24 protein-coding genes are annotated in these 22495 nt (G+C 65.9%); 14 read left to right on the forward strand and 10 right to left on the reverse strand.

Annotated features, from left to right (window positions below; all coding sequences use genetic code 11):
• The first annotated feature begins 127 nt into the window (after positions 1–127).
• The 5 genes from AMA02S_RS37965 (at position 128) to AMA02S_RS37985 (ending at position 6367) form a co-directional block, all read left to right on the forward strand.
• Positions 128–916, forward strand: coding sequence for an enoyl-CoA hydratase/isomerase family protein (locus tag AMA02S_RS37965; protein ID WP_067469329.1), 789 nt, complete (start codon positions 128–130; stop codon positions 914–916).
• Positions 916–3159, forward strand: coding sequence for an acetate--CoA ligase family protein (locus AMA02S_RS37970; RefSeq protein WP_067469332.1), 2244 nt, complete (start codon positions 916–918; stop codon positions 3157–3159). The genes AMA02S_RS37965 and AMA02S_RS37970 overlap by 1 nt, the downstream gene beginning before the upstream one ends.
• The gene (locus AMA02S_RS37975; protein WP_067469334.1) at positions 3159–4319 is read left to right on the forward strand and encodes an acyl-CoA dehydrogenase family protein; all 1161 of its coding nucleotides are present in this window, start codon (positions 3159–3161) and stop codon (positions 4317–4319) included. Before AMA02S_RS37970 ends, AMA02S_RS37975 begins: the two co-directional genes overlap by 1 nt.
• 78 nt (positions 4320–4397) lie before the next feature.
• Positions 4398–5501 carry an ABC transporter substrate-binding protein gene (locus AMA02S_RS37980; RefSeq protein ID WP_084266022.1) on the forward strand — a complete coding sequence of 368 codons (1104 nt, stop codon included), beginning with the start codon at positions 4398–4400 and terminating at the stop codon, positions 5499–5501.
• A gap of 59 nt (positions 5502–5560) precedes the next feature.
• Positions 5561–6367 carry an SDR family oxidoreductase gene (locus tag AMA02S_RS37985; protein WP_067469339.1) on the forward strand — a complete coding sequence of 269 codons (807 nt, stop codon included), beginning with the start codon at positions 5561–5563 and terminating at the stop codon, positions 6365–6367.
• Here the strand turns inward: AMA02S_RS37985 and AMA02S_RS37990 are convergent.
• The 6 genes from AMA02S_RS37990 to AMA02S_RS40990 all read right to left on the reverse strand — a co-directional run bounded on the left by AMA02S_RS37990 (position 6308) and on the right by AMA02S_RS40990 (position 12431).
• Positions 6308–6922 carry a carboxymuconolactone decarboxylase family protein gene (locus AMA02S_RS37990; protein WP_067469341.1) on the reverse strand — a complete coding sequence of 205 codons (615 nt, stop codon included), beginning with the start codon at positions 6920–6922 and terminating at the stop codon, positions 6308–6310. The genes AMA02S_RS37985 and AMA02S_RS37990 overlap by 60 nt on opposite strands.
• Positions 6919–7764, reverse strand: coding sequence for an MBL fold metallo-hydrolase (locus AMA02S_RS37995; protein WP_084266023.1), 846 nt, complete (start codon positions 7762–7764; stop codon positions 6919–6921). The genes AMA02S_RS37990 and AMA02S_RS37995 overlap by 4 nt, the downstream gene beginning before the upstream one ends.
• Positions 7765–7843: 79 nt before the next feature.
• The gene (locus AMA02S_RS38000) at positions 7844–8530 is read right to left on the reverse strand and encodes a hypothetical protein (protein WP_067469347.1); all 687 of its coding nucleotides are present in this window, start codon (positions 8528–8530) and stop codon (positions 7844–7846) included.
• A 165-nt stretch (positions 8531–8695) separates the two neighbouring features.
• Positions 8696–9556, reverse strand: a complete 861-nt coding sequence (locus AMA02S_RS38005) for a S1 family peptidase (RefSeq protein WP_067469349.1) — start codon at positions 9554–9556, stop codon at positions 8696–8698.
• A 407-nt stretch (positions 9557–9963) separates the two neighbouring features.
• Positions 9964–10485 (reverse strand): hypothetical protein, encoded by a 522-nt coding sequence (locus AMA02S_RS42525; RefSeq protein ID WP_157431098.1) that lies wholly within the window; start codon positions 10483–10485, stop codon positions 9964–9966.
• A gap of 116 nt (positions 10486–10601) precedes the next feature.
• On the reverse strand, positions 10602–12431 hold the full coding sequence (locus AMA02S_RS40990) for an alpha/beta hydrolase (protein WP_084266024.1): 1830 nt from the start codon (positions 12429–12431) through the stop codon (positions 10602–10604).
• A gap of 223 nt (positions 12432–12654) precedes the next feature.
• Here AMA02S_RS40990 and AMA02S_RS42530 point away from each other — a divergent pair, with 223 nt between their 5' ends.
• Both AMA02S_RS42530 and AMA02S_RS42535 read left to right on the forward strand, forming a co-directional pair.
• Positions 12655–12963 (forward strand): hypothetical protein, encoded by a 309-nt coding sequence (locus AMA02S_RS42530; protein ID WP_157431100.1) that lies wholly within the window; start codon positions 12655–12657, stop codon positions 12961–12963.
• Positions 12964–13409: 446 nt separating this feature from the next.
• Positions 13410–14951: a hypothetical protein gene (locus AMA02S_RS42535; protein ID WP_157431101.1), complete on the forward strand. Its 1542-nt coding sequence runs from the start codon at positions 13410–13412 to the stop codon at positions 14949–14951.
• 2 nt (positions 14952–14953) lie between these two features.
• On the opposite strand, the gene AMA02S_RS38030 is transcribed toward AMA02S_RS42535, so the two are convergent.
• The 3 genes from AMA02S_RS38030 to AMA02S_RS38045 form a co-directional block, all read right to left on the reverse strand.
• Complete coding sequence (locus AMA02S_RS38030) at positions 14954–15883, reverse strand: hypothetical protein (protein WP_067469368.1); 930 nt, start codon at positions 15881–15883, stop codon at positions 14954–14956.
• Between the two features lie 346 nt (positions 15884–16229).
• Positions 16230–16439, reverse strand: a complete 210-nt coding sequence (locus AMA02S_RS38040; protein WP_067469372.1) for a hypothetical protein — start codon at positions 16437–16439, stop codon at positions 16230–16232.
• Positions 16440–16597: 158 nt separating this feature from the next.
• Positions 16598–16783 (reverse strand): hypothetical protein, encoded by a 186-nt coding sequence (locus tag AMA02S_RS38045; protein ID WP_157431103.1) that lies wholly within the window; start codon positions 16781–16783, stop codon positions 16598–16600.
• Positions 16784–17088: 305 nt separating this feature from the next.
• Here AMA02S_RS38045 and AMA02S_RS38050 point away from each other — a divergent pair, with 305 nt between their 5' ends.
• Entirely contained in the window at positions 17089–17973 is an 885-nt protein-coding gene (locus AMA02S_RS38050; RefSeq protein ID WP_067469375.1) for a helix-turn-helix domain-containing protein, read from the forward strand.
• Positions 17970–18173, forward strand: a complete 204-nt coding sequence (locus tag AMA02S_RS45220; RefSeq protein ID WP_084266025.1) for a DUF397 domain-containing protein — start codon at positions 17970–17972, stop codon at positions 18171–18173. Before AMA02S_RS38050 ends, AMA02S_RS45220 begins: the two co-directional genes overlap by 4 nt.
• 238 nt (positions 18174–18411) lie before the next feature.
• Here the strand turns inward: AMA02S_RS45220 and AMA02S_RS42540 are convergent, their stop codons facing one another.
• Entirely contained in the window at positions 18412–19839 is a 1428-nt protein-coding gene (locus tag AMA02S_RS42540) for a hypothetical protein (protein WP_169806967.1), read from the reverse strand.
• Positions 19840–19960: 121 nt separating this feature from the next.
• Here AMA02S_RS42540 and AMA02S_RS38055 point away from each other — a divergent pair, with 121 nt between their 5' ends.
• The 5 genes from AMA02S_RS38055 to AMA02S_RS42550 all read left to right on the forward strand — a co-directional run.
• On the forward strand, positions 19961–20398 hold the full coding sequence (locus AMA02S_RS38055) for a hypothetical protein (protein ID WP_067469378.1): 438 nt from the start codon (positions 19961–19963) through the stop codon (positions 20396–20398).
• A gap of 245 nt (positions 20399–20643) precedes the next feature.
• Positions 20644–20907 carry a hypothetical protein gene (locus AMA02S_RS38060; RefSeq protein WP_157431105.1) on the forward strand — a complete coding sequence of 88 codons (264 nt, stop codon included), beginning with the start codon at positions 20644–20646 and terminating at the stop codon, positions 20905–20907.
• Positions 20908–21156 (forward strand): hypothetical protein, encoded by a 249-nt coding sequence (locus tag AMA02S_RS38065; RefSeq protein WP_067469382.1) that lies wholly within the window; start codon positions 20908–20910, stop codon positions 21154–21156.
• 56 nt (positions 21157–21212) lie between these two features.
• The gene (locus AMA02S_RS42545; RefSeq protein WP_157431106.1) at positions 21213–21368 is read left to right on the forward strand and encodes a hypothetical protein; all 156 of its coding nucleotides are present in this window, start codon (positions 21213–21215) and stop codon (positions 21366–21368) included.
• A gap of 802 nt (positions 21369–22170) precedes the next feature.
• Positions 22171–22495 (forward strand): hypothetical protein (locus AMA02S_RS42550; RefSeq protein ID WP_218005256.1); only part of this gene is annotated, 325 nt, incomplete at its 3' end.

The following is a 22495-nucleotide window of genomic DNA, read 5'->3' on the forward strand; positions in this document are numbered from 1 at the left end:
GTGAACTGAGACGGCGGCCCCGGACCCGGAGCCGTACCCCTCCCCCCGCCACGACCTCTGTTCGTCATGCCCTGATTCGCACCGAAAGGCGCGGTCCCGACAAGCGAAGGCACGGAAAGGCGAAGTCATGGAACTGCCGGCACTCACGTGCTGCACCTGGCACATGGACGGCGACGTCGGTGTGCTCACCCTGAACCGGCCGGATCGGCTCAACGCCATCGCCAACCGCGACATCGACGAACTGGACCGCGTCATCATGCGGGCGGGCAAGGATCCCGGCGTCCGGGCCCTGGTGATCACCGGGGCGGGGCGCGGGTTCTGCTCCGGCGCGGACGTCAAGGAGTGGGCCGCCCGCACCGACGCCGACGAGGAGTCGTGGCCGGCCAAGATGCACCGTACGATCGCGCGGCTGTACTGGCTCCCCAAGCCGGTGGTGGCGGCGGTGAACGGGGTCGCGGCAGGGTCGGGCTTCGACATCGCGCTGACCGCCGACATGCGGTTCGGCTCGACGACCGCCCGGTTCGGGCAGGTCTACGCGCAGCGGGGCATCTGCCCCGACGCCGGCGGCTCCTACCTGCTGCCCCGGATCGTCGGCGAGACCCGCGCGGCCGAGCTGATCTACACCGGCCGCATCATCGACGCGGACGAGGCGCTGCGCATCGGCGTGGTGAGCGAGGTCGTGCCGGCGGAGAGGCTGATGGACCGCGCGCTGGACCAGGCGCGGATCTTCGCCGCCGGCCCCACCGTCGCGATCGGTGAGGCCAAGCAGAACATCCGGCTGGGCCACGGCATCGGCATCGAGGAGGCGCTGCGCAACGAGCAGCGTGGCGCGCGCATCTGCGTGAGCACCCAGGACAAGGCCGAGGGCCTGGCGGCGGCGATCGAGAAGCGCCGTCCCGTCTTCGTGGGGCGATGATGACCGGGCAGACGAACGGGCAAACGAACGGGCAGACGGGCGCACGGACCGGCGGACACCGGCTCGACCGGCTGTTCCGGCCGGCCAGCGTCGCGGTCGTCGGCGCCTCCCCCAAGGGCGGGTACGGGCTGCGGACGCTGCGGAACACGCGCGGCGCCGGGTTCGGCGGGCGCCTGTACGCCGTCCATCCGTCCCGCGCCGAGGTCGACGGTGTGCGCGCCTACCCGTCGCTGAGCGACCTGCCCGAGGTGCCCGACGCGGTGGCCGCCGCGATTCCGGCGCCGGGCATCCCGGCGCTCGTGGCGGAGGCGGCCGGCCTCGGCGCGGGCTCCATGGTGGTGTTCGGCGCCGGATTCGGGGAACGGGACGCGGCCGGGCGCCGCCTCCAGGACGAGATGGTCGCCGCCGCCGGCGGTCGCCTGCCGTTGATCGGGCCGAACTGCCTGGGCGTGGCCAGCTTCCGCGGCCGCGCCGCCCTCTGGGGCATCGAGCTGCCCCTGCTGCACGCGGAGGCCGAGGGGGTCGTGGCGCTCGCGGCGCAGAGCGGCAACATGGCCCTGACCACGATGCTCTCCGGACGGCTCCCGTCGGTCGCCTACGGGGTGTCCGCCGGCAACCAGGCCGTCCTCGACCTGTCGGACTGCCTGGAGTACTTCCTCACCGACCCCGGCGTTCGGGTCGTGTGCCTCATCATGGAGGGCCTGTCCGACCTCACCCGGTTCCGTGTCCTGGCAGAGCGGGCGGCGGCGCGCGACGTCGCGGTCGTCGTGCTCAAGGTGGGGCGCTCGGCCGGCGGCGAGGCCGCGACCATCGCGCACACCGGCACGCTGGCCGGGCGGGACGCCTCCTACGAGGCGCTGTTCCGGCAGACCGGTGTGTACCGCGCCGACGACCTCGACGAGCTGGTGGCGCTGTGCTCCCTGCTGGCCGCGCCCCGCAGGCCGCGCGGCGGCTCGGCCGGCGTCTTCGCCAGCTCGGGCGGCGAGTGCGGGCTGGTCGCCGATCTCGCGGAGGCCACCGGGGTGCGTCTGGCGACCCTCGACACCGCCGCCGAGGACATGCTGTCCGCCGTGCTGCCGCCGTCCATGGCGGTGCGCAATCCGCTGGACCTCGGCGCGAGCGCGTGGGGGGACCGGGACGTCTACCGCGCCGCCGCGCTCGCGATGGGCGAGAGCCCGCAGGTCGACGTCGTCGCCTTCGCGGGCGACGCGCCCACCCACTCCGAGCCGCTGGACGAGGTCGGCTGGCCGCAGATGGTCGAGGGCGCGGGCGAGGCCGCCGCGTCACTGGACGTGCCGGTCGTGCTCATGACGACGACCACCGACGTGACGCCGGGGTTGACCGCGCTCGCCCGGCGGAACGGTGTCGTCCTGCTCGCCGGGGTGCGGCCGGCGCTGCGGGCCATCGCGCTGGCCGGCGCACCGCGTCCGCCGGCACGTCCCGCGTCGGCGGCCGGCACCCCGTCCGCCGACCCGGAACGGCGCCGCCGGGCGGCCGAAATGCTGGGCCCGCCCGGCTCGGCGCCGCGGGCGCTGTCGGAACTCCAGGCCAAACGCCTGCTGTCGCTGTACGGGGTGACGTCGCCGGCCGGCGAGGTCGCGACGGACGCCGACGCCGCCGCCGCGGTCGCCGACCGGATCGGCTACCCCGTGGTGTGCAAGCTCCACGCGCCCGGCATCGCCCACAAATCCGACATCGGCGGCGTGGAGATCGGGCTGGACGGCGAGGAGGCGCTGCGCGGCGCCTTCCACCGGATCATGCGCCGCTGCGCGGCCGCCCTCGACGGCCTCGCCGACCGGGACGGGAACCGGCCGCCGCCCGGAGTACTCGTCGAGCGGATGGCCGGTCCGGGCACCGAGCTGATCGTCGGCGGCCGCAACGACGCCGCCGGTTCGCTGGTGGTCATCGGCGCCGGCGGCGTGCTCACCGAACTGCTCGGGGACTCGGCGGCCCTGCTCTGGCCGTTCGGCCGCGAGGACGTGCTGGCCGCGCTCGGGCGGTTGCGGATCGGCGCGCTCCTCAACGGCTACCGGGGGGCGCCGGCGGGCGACACCGAGGCGCTGGCCGAGACGGCGGTGCAGGTGGGACGGCTGCTGGCCGAACTTCCCGAGGTCGCCGAGATCGATGTCAACCCGCTGCTGTGCGGACCCAAGGGCGGGGGATGCCTGGCGCTGGACGCGCTCGTCGTCTCCGCCGGGCCGGACGGCGGTTCCGAACAGACCCGGAAAGGACGGCAGGACTGATGGACTTCACGATCCCCGACCACCTCGTGGAGTTCCGCGAGACGGTCCGCAGGTTCACCGAGACGGAACTCATCCCGCACGAGGACTACGTCGAGGAGCACGACGGGCTGCCGGAGGAGGTCGAGCGCCGGATCAGGGAGCGGTCCCACGCCATCGGGCTGAACTCGATGGGCATGCCCGAGGAGGTCGGCGGGGCGGGCATGGACGTGCTCTCCCAGGTCCTGGTGACCGAGGAGCTGTTCCGCGCGCTCGGCGGCGTCGCCGAGGCCGTCCCGACGACGCCCAGCGTGCTGCTGGCCTGCGCGGGCGAGCAGCGCGAGCGGTTTCTCATCCCCTGCGTCCGCGGCGACCTCCAGTGGTGCTTCGCGCTGACGGAGCCGGACACCGGCTCGGACGCGGCGGGCATCACCACCCGCGCCGAACTCCGGGACGGATCGTGGGTGATCAACGGCCGCAAGCGGTTCATCAGCCACGCCGACTCGGCGGACTTCGCCATCGTCTTCGCGCTCACCCACCCCGACCGCGAACAGGACCGGATCACCGCTTTCCTGGTGGAGAAGGGCACGCCCGGGTTCTCCGTCGGCCAGCTCCACAAGACGATGGGCCACCGCGGCTACCGGCAGGCCGAGCTGGTCTTCGACGACTGCGCCGTCCCGGAGGCGAACGTGCTGGGCGAGCCGGGGCGGGGCTTCGGCATCGCGCACGGCGGGCTGAGCAGCGGGCGGATCATGACCGCCGCCCGGTGCCTCGGCCCGATGGCCCGGCTCATCGACGACGGTGTCGAGTGGGCCAAGCAGCGCGTGCAGTTCGGCCGTCCGATCGCCGAGTACCAGGCGATCCAGTTCATGCTCGCCGACTGCGCCACCGACCTGCACGCCGCACGCCTGATGACCTACAACGCGGCCTGGGCCGCCGACCAGGGCGAGGCGCCGAAGGCGGTGCACGCCAAGGCGTCGGCCGCGAAGCTGTTCGCCAGCGAAGCGCTCGGCCGGGTCGCCGACCGGGTGCTGCAGATCTTCGGCGGCACCGGCTACATGAACGAGACCTTCGTCGAGCGCGCCTACCGCAACGCGCGGATCGAGCGCATCTGGGAGGGCACCTCCGAGATCCAGCGCATCATCATCGCCCGCAACCTGCTCAAACGCGGCATGTTCTCCTGACCCGCCCCCTGATCCGGTCACCACCCCGAGGTCACCACCACCCGATCCCCGCGCCCACCCCACGAAGGACGACCGACCATGAAGATCTCCGGCAGTCACCAAGGTCCCTCACTCTCCCGCCGCGGCGTCCTCAAGGGCGGCGCCCTGCTCGCGGGCGGTCTCGCCGCAGCGCCGGTGCTCGGCGCCTGCGGCGGCGGCTCCTCCGGCGGCGGCGGCAGCAAGCGCGTCGTGGTCGCCGACTGGGGCGGCGCGCTCGTCGAGGCAGAGAAGAAGTACATCTTCGAGCCGTTCAGTAAGGAGACCGGCATCGAGGTCGTCGTGGCGGGCCCGCCGACCGGCGCCAAGATCAAGGCGATGGTCGACACCGGCAACATCGAATGGGACCTCATCGCCGGCGGGCCGGGCACCGTCCTGCCGATCGGACGCAACTACTTCGAGCCGCTGCCCGACTCGCTGCTCAACATCCCCGGCATCGACCCGTCCTACGTGGACAAGAACTGGCTCACCTACTACCTGTTCTCGGTCGTCATGGCCTGGAACACCTCGGTGCTCGGCGCCGGGAAGAAGCTGACGGGGTGGGCCGACTTCTGGGACACCCAGAAGTTCCCGGGACGGCGGTCGCTGCGCGGCGCCGACAACGGCGTCCCCCCGGACATGGAGTTCGCGGTGCTCGCCGACGGCGTCGACACGAAGTCGGTGTACCCCCTCGACATCGACCGGGCGTTCCGCAGCTTCGGCCGGATCAAGGGCCAGGTGCCCCAGTGGTGGGTGTCGGGCGCGCAGCCCGGCCAGATGCTCGTCAGCAAGCAGGTGGCGGCCACCAGCATCTTCTCCGGACGCATCGGCGAGCTGAAGAAGAAGGGCGCGCCGCTGGACTTCACCTGGAACGGCGGCATGTTCGAGCTCGCGAGCTGGTCGGTCGTCAAGGGCGCGCCGAACAAGGAGAACGCCTTCAAGCTGATCGAGTACTCCGTCCGGCCGCAGGTGCAGGCGACCGTCTGGAGCAAGTACCCCAACGGCCCGGCGAACTCCAAGGCCCTCGAACTGATGGACAAGGAGTTCGCGAAGACGCTGCCGTCCCACCCGGCGAACCTGGAGGTGCAGTTCCTCCAGAACAGCGAGTGGTGGGGCCAGAACCGCGACACCGTCCTGAAGCGGTTCCAGGCGTTCGCGAAGTCCTGACCGGCGCCGCGTCCCCGTCCGTCCCCGCACGCACCCCCGCACGCACCGAGGAGAACCCTGTGGAATCACTGGCAGGCCGCGCCTTTCTCGTCACCGGAGGCGGCACCGGCATCGGCGCGGCCACCGCGCTCCGCCTCGCCGGTCTCGGTGCGTCGGTGACCGTGGTGGGGCGCCGGAAGGACCCCCTGGAGTCGGTCGCCGCCAAGGTGGCACGCCAGGGCGGCGACGCCCTGGCGTGCCCCGCGGACGTCCGCGACCCGGCCGCCGTCGAGGCGGCCGTCGAGGCCACGCTCGACCGGTTCGGCCGGATCGACGGGCTGGTCAACAACGCCGCCGGCAACTTCGTCGCCGCCGCCGAGGACCTGTCGCCGAACGGCTGGCGCGCGGTCGTCGACATCGTCCTCAACGGCACGTGGAACTGCACCTCGGCGGTCGCCCGGCGGCTGATCGACGCGGGCCGGCCCGGGTCGATCGTCAACGTGGTCGCGACCTACGCCTGGACGGGCCACCCCGGCACCGTGCACAGCGCCGCCGCCAAGGCCGGCGTCGTCACCATGACCAGGACCCTGGCCGTGGAGTGGGCGCGGTACGGCATCCGGCTCAACTGCATCGCGCCCGGCCCCACCGAGACCGACGGTGCGGGCAGCGCGCTGTGGGCCGCCCCCGAGGAGCGGGAGCGGGTCATGTCGTCGGTGCCGCTGCGCCGCTTCGCCGGCGCGGCGGAGATCGGGGACCTGACCGGCTTCCTGCTGAGCGACCGCGCCGGGTACGTGACCGGCGCGGTCCTCACCGCGGACGGCGGCCAGTCACTCGGGCGGCAGGTCTACGGCCCGCCCATCGGCGACGGCGCCGCGGCCCGGCGCTGACCGTCCGGCCGGGAAGCCGGGCAGTCCCGGCTCGGGGCGCACGCCGAGGGCGTTCAGCGTCACCGCCACCGTCCAATAGCGGCCGACGACGGCGATCAGGTCGATGACCTGGGCGTCGTCGTAGGCCTGCGCCAGCGCGGCCCAGGTGGGATCGGAGAGGCGGGCGTCGTCGTGCAGTTCGTCCACGGCGCGCAGCAGGAGGGCCTGGAACGCCGTCCAGCCCTCGGCGTCCGGGCCGAGCGTGACGCGCTCGACCTCCTGCGCCGTCAGCCCGGCGGCGATCCCCATCCGGGTGTGCTGGCCGAAGGCGTACTCCGAGCCCCGGCGCCAGACGACGCGCAGGATGGCCAGCTCACGGTCGCGGGCCGGCAGCGGCGATCCGCCGAGCAGGTACTCCTGGAGGGGACGCTGGGCCTTCATCAGCCCGGGGTCACGCGCCCAGGTGCGGGAGACGTGGGCGGTACCGGTCAGCGCCGCGTCACCGAACAGCTCGCGTTCGAGCCGGTGGTACTCCTCGACCGGTACCGGCGGGATGCGGGGCTCGGCGGGGCTCATACGGCACCGCCGACGCTCGAGGAGACCGCCGTCCGCACCCGCCCGTTCGGGCCGCGGTCCACGGCGACGACGGTGGGGATCGGAAAGTGCGGCGCGAGAATGACCGCTTTCCGATCGGCCGCCAGGGCGGCGATCCGCTCGCGGCTGCGCACCGACTGCGCCGGATCGTGGTCGACCGACGGCAGCCAGCAGGGATGCTCCACATGCGCCGGATGGTGGAGGAGGTCACCCGCGAGGATCGCGGTCTCGCCTTCGGACTCCACCGCGACCGACACGTGCCCGGGCGTATGACCGTGCGTGGGCAGGATCAGGACCTCGTCCGACAGCCTCAGCTCCCCGTCGAAGGTACGCAGCAGGCCCGCGTCCGCGACGGCCTTCAGCCGCGAGCGCGCCGCGTCGGCCATGCCGCGGTTGAAGGGGATGGCGTCCACCTCGTCGCTCCTCCAGTAGGCGCACTCCCGCTCGTTGATGTAGACGGCCGCGCGCGGGAACGTGAGCGTGCCGTCGTCGTCCTTGACGAGCCAGCCGCAGTGGTCGCCGTGCAGATGCGTCTGGACGATCCGGTCGACGTCCCCGGGTTCGATGCCGAGGGCGGCCACCTGGGCCGGCAGCTCCCCCGCACCCGTCATACCGGGTCTTTCCGCCGCGCGATGGCCCCAGCCGGTGTCGACGAGGGTCACATGACCGTCGCCGGTGACCGCGAACCCTCCGAATGTCACGGTAAGCGGCGTGTCGGGGTCGGAGACGCCCACCACGGGCATCCATTCCTCCGGCTCCGCTCCGGTGAACCAGTAACGCCGTGGCCCGTGGACCATCCCGTCACTGACATGCGAGATCCTCATGCGTCCGACGCTCACCGTGGCCGACGTCCCGGATGGCACGCGGCATCACCCCTTTCCCGCTGTGTTCCCATCCGCCTGGTCAGCCCGCCCGCCGGTACTTGGCCCGCCATCGCACCCGGCGCTCCTCCCAGGCACGCGGCCCCGGTGTCAGGGCGGCACCGGACGGCGGCCCCGCCGGCTCCGGCTCCTCCGCCTCGTAGACCGCGTTGTACCGGGGGCAGCCCGGCCCCGGATGAGCGAACTCGTGCCAGAGCGTGAAGCGCGTGCCCCGGTCGTAACCGAAGCCGGCGACGATCTCCGGCAGGTGCGTCCGGGTGTAGAAGTCGTCGAACTCCGCCACCTCGGCGTCCGTCGCGTCCGCGGCCGGATCCATCCCGATCATGGCGATCCGGCCGGGCACGAGGTCGGCCATCCCGGTCGATCCGCCGCTCTGCCAGATCATCCGCCAGACGACGGTGACCCGCCGCCACGCGGGCGGTCCCGGGGTGTACGTCGCACGCGGCCGGTCGAGGAAGCGGCGCGCCGCGCCCTCACTCTCAATGCCGTAGACGGCCAGCCAGTAGGGGATCGCGGCCGTCCCGGCGGCAGGGTCGGTCAGCTCGTACCGTGCGGCGCTGACGAACCCGTCGTTCCGCTCGACCACCTCGGCGAGGTGGACCGAGTCATAGAAGTCGGCGAACGCGCGCGTCTCCGCGGCGGTCTCGTCCGGCCGGGTGTCGAGCCCCACGGCGAGGAAGAACGGGCAGCTCAGCGGTTGTCTCCCCATGAGACGGTCGCCACCTCCACTCCACAATAGTTCAGAATGAACCATACACTTCGAATGGTAGCAACCCGCGTGCGGGGTGGACACAGCAAGACCCGCCGTGCCTGGGGGCACGGCGGGCCGTGAGTCCTCGCGCTGGGATCCCTCTCCGGCTGGGGAGAGTGTGGATCAGCGTCCGGCGTGCCTGGTGCCGCGCGGCACCTCGCAGCCGGCCCGGTTCAGGTCGAGCACGGTGCCGGGGGCGATGCACGTGGCCAGGTTGTAGGTCTGCTGCGCATACCCGATGTTGGCGCGCACCGTGACCTTGCCGGCCTCGTCAACCTCACACGGGTTGTTGAGGGTGCAGCGGCCGCCGCTCTCGTTGATGGTGTTGTTGGCGCCGACGACCTTGCCGGTCCCCGCGTCGATGACCGGCGAGCCGGAGGTGCCGCCGATCACGTTGCAGGAGGACGTGTACCGAAGCGAGTCCTTCCACGTCCAGTCGGCCTCGCGGACGCGGTAGGCGAATCCGTCCAGCTTGCAGGAGTAGATCCGCTTCCAGTAACCGGAGACCACACGCAGGTCCGCACCCGTCGTCGGGTGGTCGGTCTGCATCACCAGCGCCGGGGTGTTGTAGCTCGACTTGATGGCGGCGTAGGTGGTGTTCAGCTTGTACAGCGCCGCGTCCGTGTCGGTCATGGTCGCGTACAGCACCGACGTCGCGCGCAGGGTGGCGAGGGTGCGCTGGCCGGTGGAGTCGAGAAGGCTGAACGTGCGGCTGGACGACCGGTTCGTGATCACCACTCCCGCACCGGGCTCGCCGCCCTCGTAGCAGTGGCCGTTGGTGAGCACCATCGCCGGGTCGGTGTCGGCGGCGGTGGGGGTGCGCACCAGGGAGCCGGAGCAGTTGTTGAGCGCGACGATGCTGGTGAAGTCGATGGCGGCCTTGGGCGGCGCCGGGACGGGCGGCGCCGCCGACGCGGCGGTGGCGGTCACCGTCGACGCGCCGATCACCGCGGCCGCGATCACGCCGAGGAGGCGTCTGGACATGGCGGGGGGTCCTCTCGATGGGGGTGAACGAGCGGGCAGGCCGACGTGGAGGGGCGCCGGTGCCGGATCACGGTGCCGGCATGGTCCACATCGGCGCGATGGTAACCGCGAACCCGGCGACCGAGAAGACGTACTCAGACCGACCTGCGAAGATTCACCAGATCTGGCACGCATTGCCTACCCCACCCCATGCCCCCTGGGCGGGTGGCGACCTCCGGATGATCTGCGGGGACGGCAAGGACGCCAGACGGGCTACCGACCAAGGTGTCCGGGAACGGGACATTCGCGCGGGAGTCCGAACATCTCATGTTCGCCTCTGGGTGCTGGACGTGGCAGGCGCGAGTTCGTGCACCGCCCACAACAGCCTGACCTTCGCCGCACCCGGACGGAAGCGTCTGGAAACAGGCCTACTTCTTCGGCAGCGCGTCCGGGTGACGAAAACAGGGAGATGAGACGTCCAGGCCGACCCGCTGCTCGTTCCCTTCACCGGCGATGGGAGCCTCAAGGACTGCGCCATAGCCCTTCTCCGGGGCCATGACTCGCAGTTGCCAGGTGCCGCCAGGAGGCTGAGCGAATGAGGTGATCTGCCAGCCCGCTCGGCGAAGGCGATCACTAAGCCGAACCAATGCCGCGGTGGCCTCCGCTTTGCTTTGCACGCTCACCCAGGTGTTCACGGTCATCATGAAAGGGCTGTAGTCGACGTACCAAGGCTTCAGGTAAGGATTGACACTTGGAGGCTCAGTTCTTCTCACCTCTCTGCGGTCCGCTCCATTGCCGCAAGGCAGCGGATTCACCCCACCCGTCCTACTTTCTGAGATTTTTTCAAGACCGAGGCCCTTTTTGATCTGACCAGCGAGACCATCGACCTTGTCGGCGATCCCCTGGGGATGCGCTACTGGCAGATTGTCATTGTTCCGCACCTGCTGCACGCCATGCCCTCCCTGTTTTCCCGTCCCACATCCAGTCAGGAGTCCGGCCAACAGTGCTGCCGTGACCACGGCGCGGCGTTGCACGATACCTGTCCTCCTTTTCACACATTGACCTGCTAGAAGCGGATCTGAGGATCGTTGCCAAAGTCCTGGTCGAGTGGCGTCCCAGCCATTACCTTGGCCTGGTTGAGCAAGCTCAGGGTGGGGCCGTTGACGGGATCTGTAGTCCAGTAGTCGCTGTGGCCGTGGGTGTCGGTCACGAGCCGCTGGGCGCCGAAGCTCTTATCGGATGGTACGACGGGGTAGGTACCGAAGGTACCTCTCGCGCGACCGCCAAGTGAACTCCTGCCGAGATCACCCACCGGATCCCCGGCAGCAAGTTCCGACCAGACGTGGCCGGGGTCCATGCGCAGACTCTTCGCGTTGGGGACTCTCATTCCAGGGCTACCGGCAACAACGATGTCGTCCACATTGAGCCCGTTGCCGACGCGTGCTCCCTCGCCGATGACCGTGCTGCCATAGCTGTGCCCGACCAGAGTCAGATGACGATGCGCCTCCCCTTGTGCAGCACGAACTCCATTGATGAACTGGTCGAGGACGGGTCCGCCCCTTTCGGCATACTTCGCGCTCGCGGCGTCGGTGAAGGAATCTGGAGCGTCGTACCCTAGCCACGCAATCGTCGACACCGGCTGACCTCGGGAAAATCGCTGCGTTGTATTCCACAGATTCTTGATCCGGTCGACGTCCCCACCGGTGACCGTATCCAATTTCGTCATGGTGCCTGGTACATAGACTCCCGTGTGCGCGGCCTGGTCCGGGTTACCGAGTGCGATGATGATCCGCCCGTCAGGTCCCGGCAACGAATTGCTGACAAACTTTTGTACGCCCGGAGGAATCCTTTCTCCACCCGGGACCTTCCGGAAGGGATCGGTTTTTGAATCGTAACCGTCCCATGGTCCGGCGGTAGTGGAGTCAAGCCCGAGCAGGAAGATCTCGGGGCCTCGCTTGGCCTCAGCCACGTCGTCCAGTGCCTGTATTCTCTCGCGAAGCTTCAGCAGACGAGCCAGGTCACGCTGCTCATAAGGGGTGACCTTTGCGACGAGGAGTGCCCTGGCTTCCAGCTCATCGATGCGTCTGGTCAATGTGAGGCGGTTGGCCCTGTCACGATCGGGAGCCGGGAGTCCATCGAGCCAGCCGATCACTTGGGGAAACGCCTGAATATAGAGATCGTGCTGTTGTTTGGTCAAACCTTTCCACCAGCCGGCAGTCGCGCGCGGATCCCCTTGAGGAGGGACCGTGAACAGATCCACACCGGCCTTCTTGAGCTGGGCCCCCAGTTTCGGGTCGGTATGCTCAAGCTGCGCGGCAAGAATGGCGAGTCTGGCGCGCTGGAGCGCCGCACCGGCCAGCATGTCGATGTCAAGCCCAACCTGGTCGGACTTGAGGAGGTCATCCCGGCGACGGCGCAGATCGGGCTGCTGCGATACCAGCCACTGCCCCGAAGAATCCAAGTCTCGAGCGGGGGCGCGGTCTGCCCCCACCTCAGCGAGGATCCGGTCCAGGCGGCCGGCGGCTTCCCGCCAAGAGCGTCCGGCCCGTCCGAACTCGGCGTGCAACTGGTCGAGGAGGCCCGTATCACCTCCGGCCACGCCTTTGCGCGCAATGGCATTGCCCACCGGCGGTGATCCTAAATGCGGCGCCGCCACACGTGGAGGGCCCGTCGGATCTTTTCCGGCAAGCCACATCACCTGATCGAACGCGCGGGAGAAGGCTTGGCGCGCGGCCCGATCACGGTCTACCATCGCCCGTTCCAGCCCAACCCCATACGGCCCGATTAACGCACCATCACCGAGAATCCGAAATCCTCTATCGAGAGCCCGCCCATACGCGTCAGCGAGCATGACGATCCCGTGGAGCGCGGACTCGTACTCTGCGCGTGTCGGCACGCCGTCTCCTTCGCGCACTCACGAAACGATCGTGACTCGATTAAACCGGGAAGAAGCAAGCCATACCCTGAGAACATCAACTCAGATCCCGCAGAGGGACTCCGACGCCTCGCGAACCCACGGTTGAGCAGCCGATGGCGACCCGGGCCGATGCCGCTGACCGGGCGACCTCAACCCACTCGCTGGGCTCCGGGGCTTCGCGGAGGTTGGATCAGGGACGATCATGGTGGACCTCCTGTCCTCTTATTCCAACCGCCAAGACCTTCTGCAAGACTTGCAGCACGCCGCCCGCAACCTGCGCGCCAGCCTAGAAGACACAGCCGAAGCCACGACCAGCGTGCGGTCACAGCGCACACCCGCCCCAGCGTGGCGGCTCGCCGACCGCCTGACGGAGGCCGATATCGCCAATCTCATCAGTAGCTTTCTTGGCGGCACCACTGCGCGGGAACTCGCGGCGCAGTACGGCATCAGCCTCACCAGCGTGAAGGCGATCTTGCGAGCGCACAACGCAAGACGTCCAAAGCGAGCTTAGGTACACCTCCTGGGCGCCTACCCATCCGTCCTGGGAGACGCGCCGTCTGCTGGCCATGGCGAACGAGTGGCGGAAGCGCGCGCAGGCCGAAGACGACTCAGATAGCCGGAAGCCCGGCGCTGCCGGGTAGCGACGGAGCCGGGCTTCAGGAGGACGTGGGATGTGCCAACCAACTCGTGATCCAGTTCACAGCTGTGCGAGCGCGAGACAGAGCGTGGAAGCTAGTTCAAAATGCGCTGTCGGCGTGCGCCCCCTCCTGCTAGCTTCCGTGGGTGGTTTACCCAGGTAGTGAGTCAGTTCGGCCCGGTACGGCGCTTGCTCTGCTGACCGTCCCCCTCATCTTCACGCAAGACGACCTACTGACGACTCGCGACTTCATCAGATGCGCTGAGGAGCGTGGCTTCAGGCTGTCTCCCGAAGATCTTCGCCAGCTACACAGTCATCGATTGCTGCTCCCGCTCTATCGAGTGACTGACACCGTGGCGGAGGGGCGGCGCATCGGCATTGGTGCCGTGGGGGGGATGAACGTTCGCGGCTGGACCTTCGATGCTGCAGTCGAGGGACGGTTGCGGGATCCAGCCGACGAGGGATTCTCGGCAGCATGGAGCTACACCCGACCGCAGGATGGCGCAGACAATTATTGGTGGAACGGCTTTGCCTACTCATCGTGGCAGCTGCTTGACCTGAAGAATGTCCTTAGCGCCTACAGGTCGGTTCAGCGGGGACACCGCCACCTGTACTCACAGCGTGGTCGCCACCAGCTGGTTCTCGCACTCGCCGTGCTTTCGCCGCTCTACCTGCCCGGCATTCTTGGCCAGCTCAGCATGCCTTCGGGGAGGGAGGGGGCAATCTTTCGACGTCTCCGAGCTGGAATGATGCCTCATGAGCTACTCGCGGTCGCTGGGTTTGATCCGAAGAAGCTGCGTGGAGCAGCGGAAACACTGCTTGCCCGAAGCAACGACGACCCAATCCAAAAATGGTTGCCGCTGGTGCGCTATGCAAGCTATGAGGGATGGTCAAAGTTCAAAGGTGCACCCTTGGCTTGTATGTGGCAGCGCGTTGCTGCAGAAATTCTCCTGCGCGCTCACGAGGAGCTAGCAGGGGCCGGTGAATTGGAGGCGCTCCCTGATTTGAGCGGGCAGCAATGGTGGACACCGCTTCATGACCGCCTGGGTGCCGACCACGTGGAGGTTCGCACGCTGGAGCGAGCACTTACCGAGCTTGGTCTGTCTCCGCATCCGCGTGTCATCCTTCTGGTTGAGGGTGAGACTGAGCTCTTTCACGTGCCGCGCCTGCTCGATGAACTATTTGGAATCATGCGGTCGCAACAGGTACGTGTCCAGATCACCAAAGGGTCGGGGTTCAGCCCGCAGCTCATTGCGCGGTACGGAATCATGCCAAGAGTGGGCCGACGCGTCGGCAACAGATGGCTCCTAGACGCATCACTTACGGCGTTGGTTATAGCCATGGACCCAGAGAACAGATTTGAGACGCGAGAGCAGCGTGAGGACGAACGACGCAAGCTCCAAGAAGCGATCCAAGAAGGGGTCAAGTACCAGGACGCTGATATCAGCCAAGAGGAGTTGGATCTGCTTGTGCGCATCCGCGTATGGGGCGAAGATACGTATGAGCTCGCCAACTTTACGGATGACGAGCTTGTACCAGCTATCACTATGATTGCAGAGGAGCAGGCGAGTCCCGGCTACAACTCACCTTCGTGGGAGACTAATCTACGGGACAACCTTCAATACTACCGCACAAGACACAAGGACATCAAGAAGGCGCTTGATCGCATGCGGGTTAACGAAGATAAGGTGCGACTCGCGGAACTTCTGTGGCCGGTGCTCCGTGAGAAATGTGAGCGCGAGCTTAGCGAAGGCCGCGAAGAAACTCCGGTTTTGAAGTTGGTCCTGGCGGTGCGTGAGCTCGTAGGCCGCATCAATAGCATATACGCCCTGGCTGGGCCTGCTGATGACGGCAACGAGTAGCGCTACTTCTGATCATCTTCCCTGGCCTTGGGTACAATGAGTCTCAGCTCCTGCGCCTCGCGGTCAGCCAGCCAGTCACTCACATTGCCATCCGCGTCGGTGAAGCGTACGGATATTTTACTGCCTGCGCGACCTTCACTCAGGACCACAAAGGCGTCATGGCCAACCACGGTGCCTTTTCCCGCCGCATACCCTGTGCCCTCTAGTTCACCGGTAGCGAGTTGAACCGGCTTGATGCACACCCTTGCTTCACGGATGAACCGTAGCCTACGAAGCGGCAGCAGCGTCGGTGGGTCGGTTTCTTCGCGCAGGAAGGCGTCCGAGAAGCCATCTCGATCGTAGGCGAGGTACTTTTCATTGCCCTGTGCTGCCGCGACAGGCTCACGCATCCCGTCTTGTTCGGCGGCATCGGCGATCGAGCGCACGATTTCACCAACGTTGCCGATGCGTGAGCCGTCTGCTCTCAATACTATCCAGTTGGTGGCAAGCTCAATCTGTTGTAGTGCACCGTGCCGCTCTACCCAGCCCTCCACCTTTACGAGTGGCCCATAGCCGATCTCACGCATCTGCACCTGATGGCGCAGCACACCGGCTAGCGGGCCATCCTCGGGGATGCTCTCACCAGGTGTGACCGCTTCAATGTGATACAGCTTAGCCTTCTTGGCTGCATTGGCGGTAAATCCTGATTTGGATACGAGCACCACCCGGTCAGTGGCAAGGCACTGATGTTTCGCCCACATCGCTTCTACCCATATGAGATCAGCCTTGCGAGTGTGAGCCACACATTCGATGCCGATAAGCAGAGTCCGGCCCGCGACCTCGACTTCGATGCATACATCAACCTCGCGCTTGACGCCAATCATGCTGTCAACCAGCATGGCCGATTCGGTTACGCGGGCGTCAGCGGCGATATGCGTCTGGATGAAGTACACGACGGCTTGGAAGTCGTTAGTGCGAGGGGGCATCCTTCTACGATAGCGAATGACGAGGTAGACCCACTCAAGACGCACCGACCATCACCCTCGCCCACACCACCTTCCCCTTGCTCCCCTGCGGCACGTCCGGCCCCGTCTCGCTCCAAAACCACCCACATCCAACACTCAGCGCCTGGACTATCGGCAACCCCCGCCCGCTCTCGTCATCAAGCGCCGGCGTGCCCATGACCGGCGGCGTCGGTATCGGGTCCCACACCTCGATACGCAGGTGTTCACCGTCGTACGTCAGGCGCAGCCGGACGCACTGACCTTTGGTTGCGGTGGTGTAGGCCGTGGTTGGCACCTAGCCGGCCGCCACGTCATGGCCGTTGGTCCGGCCCAGTTCCCGCACGGCGTTGGTCATCAGCTCGGAGACGATCACCGTCGTGTCGTCGGTCAGGTGGCCGACGCCCCACGCAGTGAGGGTGTCGGCAGTCAGTCGCCGAGCCCACCCGACCGTGCTGGCAACGGGAGTGAAGGTCAGACACGTATGCAGCGGAAGGCGGGGATTCATCCGCTGCGCCTTCTCAGCGTGTGGCGCAGGACCAGCGCCGGAGCTCGTCGCGGGGTAAGCGGCTCGCGGGGATGGTGCGCCCTGATCCCCTACGGCGCTGGTCCTGCTGCCTCTCGCGGATACCGGCCCCTCCTGGCGTTCCCTCCGGTATCCGCGTGTCATGGGATGCACATCCCTTCGAGGATCTTGAGTTTGGTTGGGCGGCTGGCCCTGGTGGCCATCTGGTACCGAGCGTCGCCAGTGACATCAATGACCTGATCCACAAACCGGATCTCGCCGCGCACTCTGGCCCAGTCGTCGCAGCAGAAGTACCGGACCGGCACGTCGTAGAAGTTGATCAGCACAAGCTCAGCGAGGTACACGCAGCGCCGGTGCAGGGCACATCCACGCCATTCCACGGCAAAAGCCGCAAGCGGTACTGATCGAGGAATGGGTGGGCGGCCATGGATGGGAGTGCCTCGCTATCTGATCGACACCGATGTTTCTTGGCCTGGCGCCAACGAGTAGAGCAGCGCGGGCACGCAATGTGCAACACTTCGCTTCAAGCACTCACCATGATTCTTTCGCTCAGATAGTGTCATTGCAAAACGAGCACTCGGAAGCTTTCATTCCGGGTGATAGAATCCACTCAGAACGAGGAGTGAAGGCCATGCCGGAAGGCACCACGGGCTCGACGGTTCCGCGTCGGCAACTGGGCCGGTACCTGCGAGATCTCCGAGGTTCCGCCCGCCTGACCGTCAAGGCCGCTGCCGAGGCACTGGAGTGGTCAGAGGCTAAAATGTGGCGAATTGAGACCGGCCAGACCTCCATGCGCAGCCTGGACGTCGAACAGATGTGTCGGGTGTACGGCGCATCGCCGGAAGCCACCGAAGCACTCATGGCCCTGGCCAAGGAGACCAAGACCCGTGGCTGGTGGCAGTCGTACGCCGATGTAGTGAACGACGACTTCAATGTGTACTTGGGGCTTGAAGAAGCGGCCGACCATCTCTGCTGGTACGAAGCCGAACTGGTCCCTGGCCTGTTCCAAACGCCTGCCTACGTCCGCACCCTGATCGCGGCCGACAACGCCAGCGTTGGCGCTGCCGAGATCGAGCGCCGCGTACAGCTGCGCACCGCTCGGCAATCGCTCCTCACCCGAACAACCAACCCGCCCCGTCTGCAGGTGGTGCTCAACGAAGCCATCTTGCACCGCGTGATCGGCAGCAAGGAGATCATGGCTAGCCAGCTCTACCGCCTGGCTGAACTGGCCAGCCTGCCCAACGTGTCGCTGCGAGTAGCAGCGTTCACGGGCGGGCTACACCCAGGCGTGATGTCTGGCCCGTTCGTGCTGCTGGAGTTTCCGCGCAGTGGGAGTAGCAACAACGTCGAGCCCCCTACCGTCTACGTCGATGGCTTCACAGGTGCGCTGTACCTGGACAAGCCGCATGAGGTCGAGCGTTACAGCGCTGCGTTCACTGAAATATGGAACGCAGCGCTTAACGAGCCGACCACACAATCCCTCATCACCAGCATTGCAAAGGAGCTAGAGCAGTGACGCAGGACCAGACGCCCGTCAGGTGGCGCAAGAGCAGTAGGAGTAACGCGGAGAATAATTGTGTGGAGGTAGCCCCGTTTGTCGGGTGTGTGGCGATTCGTGACAGTAAGGACGCGTCTGCCCCTCCAGTCGCGTTGACCCCTGGCGGGTTCGCCGCGCTGGTGGCGAACGTTCGGGCAGGGCGTCACGACCTGGCGTGACAGCATTCCCCGCAGGTGGGTAGCCCTCTAGTTGATCTTGGATAGTGGGCTGTCCAGTTCAGTCGAGATGATCGGCTCGCTACCTCTCCGCGAAGCCGCTCGGCGCTCGTCTGGCCGGACGGGCTTTGGCGGCGATCACGGTTTGGTTGACGTGGAGGTTGGCACGTACGGCCTGGGGTAGTCGAGGGGTGGATGGCTGCCGCTTGAGAGGCCAGCTTGCGTGCGACGGAGCGGCATCCTAAAGACTGTCCGACGGCACTAGCCGTGGATTGCGGACTACGACCTTCATAGGCGATGCGCATTTGCCAACGACCTTGGCATGTATGGCAAGCCGCCGTATGGCGCTACCGGGCGCGGGCGGAACAGTCAGCGACGCATAGCGATTTTGTGTACTAAACATTCCGGCCTGCGGTGCCCAGTCCCCCGTGCTCGGCACGCTCCATTCAATAAGGGGACCTTGACACGTATTGCTGGGGTTGATCTCAAGTGCCATATCGACCAGAAACATATAACATGGAAGCTGGGTGAGCTTATCGGTAAGCGCCATAAACGGCAACGATGCTTCTTTATCAGATGACGAATTCGAGAAGCTCACGCTAAAGGTGGGCTCCCGTCCGCCTTCGGCGGCCAGTTGGCCGGTAGCGAGTGCGGGGTCAGGGCCCATAAACAATGACGGTAGGTTGCTTGCTGCGCACGGAGACTGCGAATCGTTATCATTGGTAAGTACGGCGATCGTACTTATTGCAGCCCCGATTGCGAGGACGACGGTAGTGATGACTATTCGGCGTTTTCTGCGAGCAACCTTTCGGCCATAAGCGCTACGCGCACGCCGCATAGCCCCGTTCGCTACTTTTGTGGCCTTCTTCTCGTGCGCGCCACTCGTTGGCGTTGCGGGGACTTGGCGTGGGGGCTCCGACGATGCCGATGGCGTCTCGTTTTCGACCTGGGTTCTGGTCTCTTGGGAGTGGGCTTCTTCGGGTGAGTGGTGTACGGCCGGGGATTGTGCTGTTTCTTTGACCTCTGCGCTTGCTTCTTGGGTTGTTGTGGTTAGGAGGGTGCGGGCTTCTTGTTGGAGTAGAGCAACAGCGGCCGGGTTGCTGGCGAGCTCTTCCATGCGCCGGAGAAATGCAGCCAGGCACAGCGTCTCATACGTAGGATTTGTTGCAGATATGGGTTTAGAGACATCAAGCTGCTTTCGGAATGTCTCTCCGCTCTTTCCTAGTCGATGTCCGGCAAGCATCTGACGAGCGGCCTTTGTGCCGAGTTTCTTTCCTTCAGTAATACTCTGCAGCTCATCAGGAGGCCAGAGCTTAAGCGTCAGCGCTAGCACATCACCGCCAGCGAGTACATATTTATCCTGGTCTTTCCCTTCTTTCTTAAGTTCAAGGTCAACGACAAGCTGTAGTGCCCTGTAGAGAAGGCGTGCTTTTGCGCCGGAGGCGGCATCTTCAGGCGTGACGAACTGTAGAAGCCTGAAGAGGCCGTTACATTGTTGGAGGGAGTGCCACTTAACACCGTCGGTGAAGGTGTGTTTGTGTACTAATAGCTGTAGGTTCGACAACGCGTCGTCGTAGTCGTAGCGTGCTGGATTCTTTCCCATCAGCCCTTCTTTACCTGCCTCCCCTGAGTACTCTCCATGAATAACGGTGGTACTGGGTTGCTGCAAGCTTTGATTCGAGCAGTTGCAGGAATGTTATGAGCATGTTGCTCTCCTGTCGCCATCTACATGCATTCCCAATTTTGACCATTATTTGTATATTGGTTGTTGGAGCAATTCCACACGAGAAATGGAGAACAACGGCGTGTCGGTACAGCTCGAACACTCACAGCCGTTTTTCGACTTCGTAAGATCTTTCGACTCGCGCAGTATCGATCCAACGACCTACTTCAAAAGTATGGCGGAGTACGTAAGCTTCGACCGTCTCCAAGACTTTCTCAGGGCTTGGGTCGACACAGGCGGTGAGAATAATGCTGTCATGGTCAGCGGTGGTGATTGGGCCGTGTATCTACAAGCGGTCGTCCTCATCCAAAACGGCTGCTTCGTAAAGCCCAGGCTACTCGACTACAACCACGGAGGCGTTACTTATGAACGTGATGTGACCCTGGAGATCGACTTCTACGCGGACGAAGAATCCGGGTTACCCTCCGCTTTCGACCGCGAGTACTACCTCCGTCGCAAGCTCCAACTCCAACGCTGCCGCTGCCCTCACAGCAGCCAAGCCTAACCCCGCCCGCCCCCTCCTTGGGGGCGGGCGTTCGACCTTCTGGGCGTCTCCCAAACGGCTCCCAGTGAACTCATTTTCTCCCAGAACCATGCATCGTTGCAGGTCAGAGCCTTGGGAGTGTATTGGTAAATGGTACTTTTTTGGAAGTAGTGACGGCCATTGTGGCGGGCGCTAGCGTTTTTAGTGCAAGGTCGGAGCTCCCCGCTCCACTCGCTTCTCAATCAACAGAACAGTGAGGTCCCCCCATGCCCAACCCCACCCAGCCCACTGGCGGTGAGACATCACCGCCAGTGGAAGGCAAACTTGTCACGGACACCCCACAGGCCATGCGCCAGCGATTGACCAAGGCCCATACCGGCACGCCCGGTGAGCGGTTCAGGAAGTATCTGCGCCAGCTGGCCATGCAGATGGCCGAGCTGGACCCAGCAGGGGCCGAGTACTACGAGATCGCGTACTTGGTGGCGGTCTTCCGAATCAACGAAACGTTTACGGGAGCCCACGGTCACTAGATGGGCCGCGCCTCGTTCTGGACGGTGCTCGTCCGCATCGTGGCAGTTATCGCAGGATTGACGCTGGTGGGCCTGGTGCTCAGGCTTATCAGCGGCATCCTTGCGCCACTGCTACCCACCGAAGTGTGGGCCGCGCTTGCCGGCGGCTGGCGCCAGGTCTACGGGTTGGTGGCGCCGGCCGCTGGAGCCCTCGGGGCGCTGGCCATTCTGGTGGCCATCGTCTACGTGATCATCGGCACAAGGAGGTAACGAACTATATCAACCTGTTCGAGAAACTCGAAACAGCATATCTCTACGGCTGTGCAATGGCGCTGTTTGGCGTGGTCGCGGGAACGGTGCTGCTCATCGCAGTGCTGACCCTCATCGCGGCAGTACTGCCATACGTGCTCATCGCGCTTGCGGTCATCGGCGTGATTGCACTCATCGTCTGGCTGATTCGGTGGTTGCTTCGGCGGCGGTAGCGCCGCCTACCACCGCATCAGCCCCAACCCCAGGAGGTCACGATCACTGATTCCACGACGTACCAGATCACAGATGCTCGGCAAGGGTGCGCGGGCCGACGCCAAGCGACGTGAGGACAAGCTCAAGAAAATGCGCCGAGTCCTCGATGCCCAGCGAGTCAGGGCCTCGCGGGACAGACTACGCGGCGACGACGCCGCGAGTGGCACCGGCGCTAACACCCCGCCCCACGACACCCCCGTAGGCGATAGCTCACCGCAAGACCCCGGCAAGACGCCGGTCGTGGACTAACCCCCTATAGCCGCCCGCCCCCCAGCGGGGCGGGCGGCTTCCCCCTGACATCTATCCAGAGGCCACGGCCTGCCGACCGGTGTTGTGACAAACGCTTAACTTATTGAATTAATAACCTATACCTCGCATATTAGGGGCAGCGACAGACACACCTGAGGAGTAACCGGCGGCATCATTCGCTGCCCGGCAGTCTTTTCTGGTGCCCGTCGCGACTCCTCGCCGCGAGGGGCACCACCTAAGAAGACTCGTACCGCTGGACCTGCGCCAGCAGGTCTATTCGGTATGCCCTTCGTCCGGTTGGAGTCCAACCAAGTCAACGGAGGACATATGCATGAGCCAAGACACATCACAACCGGCAGTACCGGTAAGCGGCGAAGCTCGCCGCCATCCGGCGTTCCGCCTGCTCGCCCGCGCAGCCTTGGCGCTGGCCCGAGCAGAACGCGTCGCCCGCACCCCCCAGCAGCCGACCGGAGGCCGGCGTGAGATGTCGCCCAGGAGTCAGGAGGCCAACACATGACCACGCTCGTCTGGCATGAGGCCCATCCTCCCCGCGGCCTCGATGCGGCCGCCGTCACGCGGCTCGTGCGGGTTCTGGCCAACCGGCCAGTACGTGGCATCCGGCAGGGGGTACCGGTCGTGGTCTTCGAGGCGTGGAGCTTTGGCGGCGATGTGCGCTGGTTCATCGGGGCCGAGGCAGGGATACCGGAGAATCTGCCCTGGTCGCTGTGCGCCCAGATGCCTGGCCTCCGGCTTGTTCGCTGTCCGCAAGTGAACCGACCGCCCCTGACGCTGGCAGCAGATGTCCGGCTCAGCACCCTCAGTGTGCCGCTGCGGACTG

Origin of the sequence: Actinomadura macra NBRC 14102, from assembly GCF_001552215.1 — a bacterium.
GTDB lineage: Bacteria > Actinomycetota > Actinomycetes > Streptosporangiales > Streptosporangiaceae > Spirillospora > Spirillospora macra.

What these genes read in the sequence shown, in the direction of transcription:
- AMA02S_RS37965 (WP_067469329.1), top strand. Translation starts at nt 128, where the DNA reads ATGGAACTGCCGGCACTCACGTGCTGCACCTGGCACATGGACGGCGAC.
- AMA02S_RS37970 (WP_067469332.1), top strand. Translation starts at nt 916, where the DNA reads ATGACCGGGCAGACGAACGGGCAAACGAACGGGCAGACGGGCGCACGG.
- AMA02S_RS37975 (WP_067469334.1), top strand. Translation starts at nt 3,159, where the DNA reads ATGGACTTCACGATCCCCGACCACCTCGTGGAGTTCCGCGAGACGGTC.
- AMA02S_RS37980 (WP_084266022.1), top strand. Translation starts at nt 4,398, where the DNA reads ATGAAGATCTCCGGCAGTCACCAAGGTCCCTCACTCTCCCGCCGCGGC.
- AMA02S_RS37990 (WP_067469341.1), bottom strand. Translation starts at nt 6,922, where the DNA reads ATGAGCCCCGCCGAGCCCCGCATCCCGCCGGTACCGGTCGAGGAGTAC.
- AMA02S_RS37995 (WP_084266023.1), bottom strand. Translation starts at nt 7,764, where the DNA reads ATGAGGATCTCGCATGTCAGTGACGGGATGGTCCACGGGCCACGGCGT.
- AMA02S_RS38000 (WP_067469347.1), bottom strand. Translation starts at nt 8,530, where the DNA reads ATGGGGAGACAACCGCTGAGCTGCCCGTTCTTCCTCGCCGTGGGGCTC.
- AMA02S_RS38005 (WP_067469349.1), bottom strand. Translation starts at nt 9,556, where the DNA reads ATGTCCAGACGCCTCCTCGGCGTGATCGCGGCCGCGGTGATCGGCGCG.
- AMA02S_RS42530 (WP_157431100.1), top strand. Translation starts at nt 12,655, where the DNA reads ATGGTGGACCTCCTGTCCTCTTATTCCAACCGCCAAGACCTTCTGCAA.
- AMA02S_RS38040 (WP_067469372.1), bottom strand. Translation starts at nt 16,439, where the DNA reads ATGAATCCCCGCCTTCCGCTGCATACGTGTCTGACCTTCACTCCCGTT.
- AMA02S_RS38050 (WP_067469375.1), top strand. Translation starts at nt 17,089, where the DNA reads ATGCCGGAAGGCACCACGGGCTCGACGGTTCCGCGTCGGCAACTGGGC.
- AMA02S_RS38055 (WP_067469378.1), top strand. Translation starts at nt 19,961, where the DNA reads ATGGAGAACAACGGCGTGTCGGTACAGCTCGAACACTCACAGCCGTTT.
- AMA02S_RS38060 (WP_157431105.1), top strand. Translation starts at nt 20,644, where the DNA reads ATGCCCAACCCCACCCAGCCCACTGGCGGTGAGACATCACCGCCAGTG.
- AMA02S_RS38065 (WP_067469382.1), top strand. Translation starts at nt 20,908, where the DNA reads ATGGGCCGCGCCTCGTTCTGGACGGTGCTCGTCCGCATCGTGGCAGTT.
- AMA02S_RS42545 (WP_157431106.1), top strand. Translation starts at nt 21,213, where the DNA reads ATGGCGCTGTTTGGCGTGGTCGCGGGAACGGTGCTGCTCATCGCAGTG.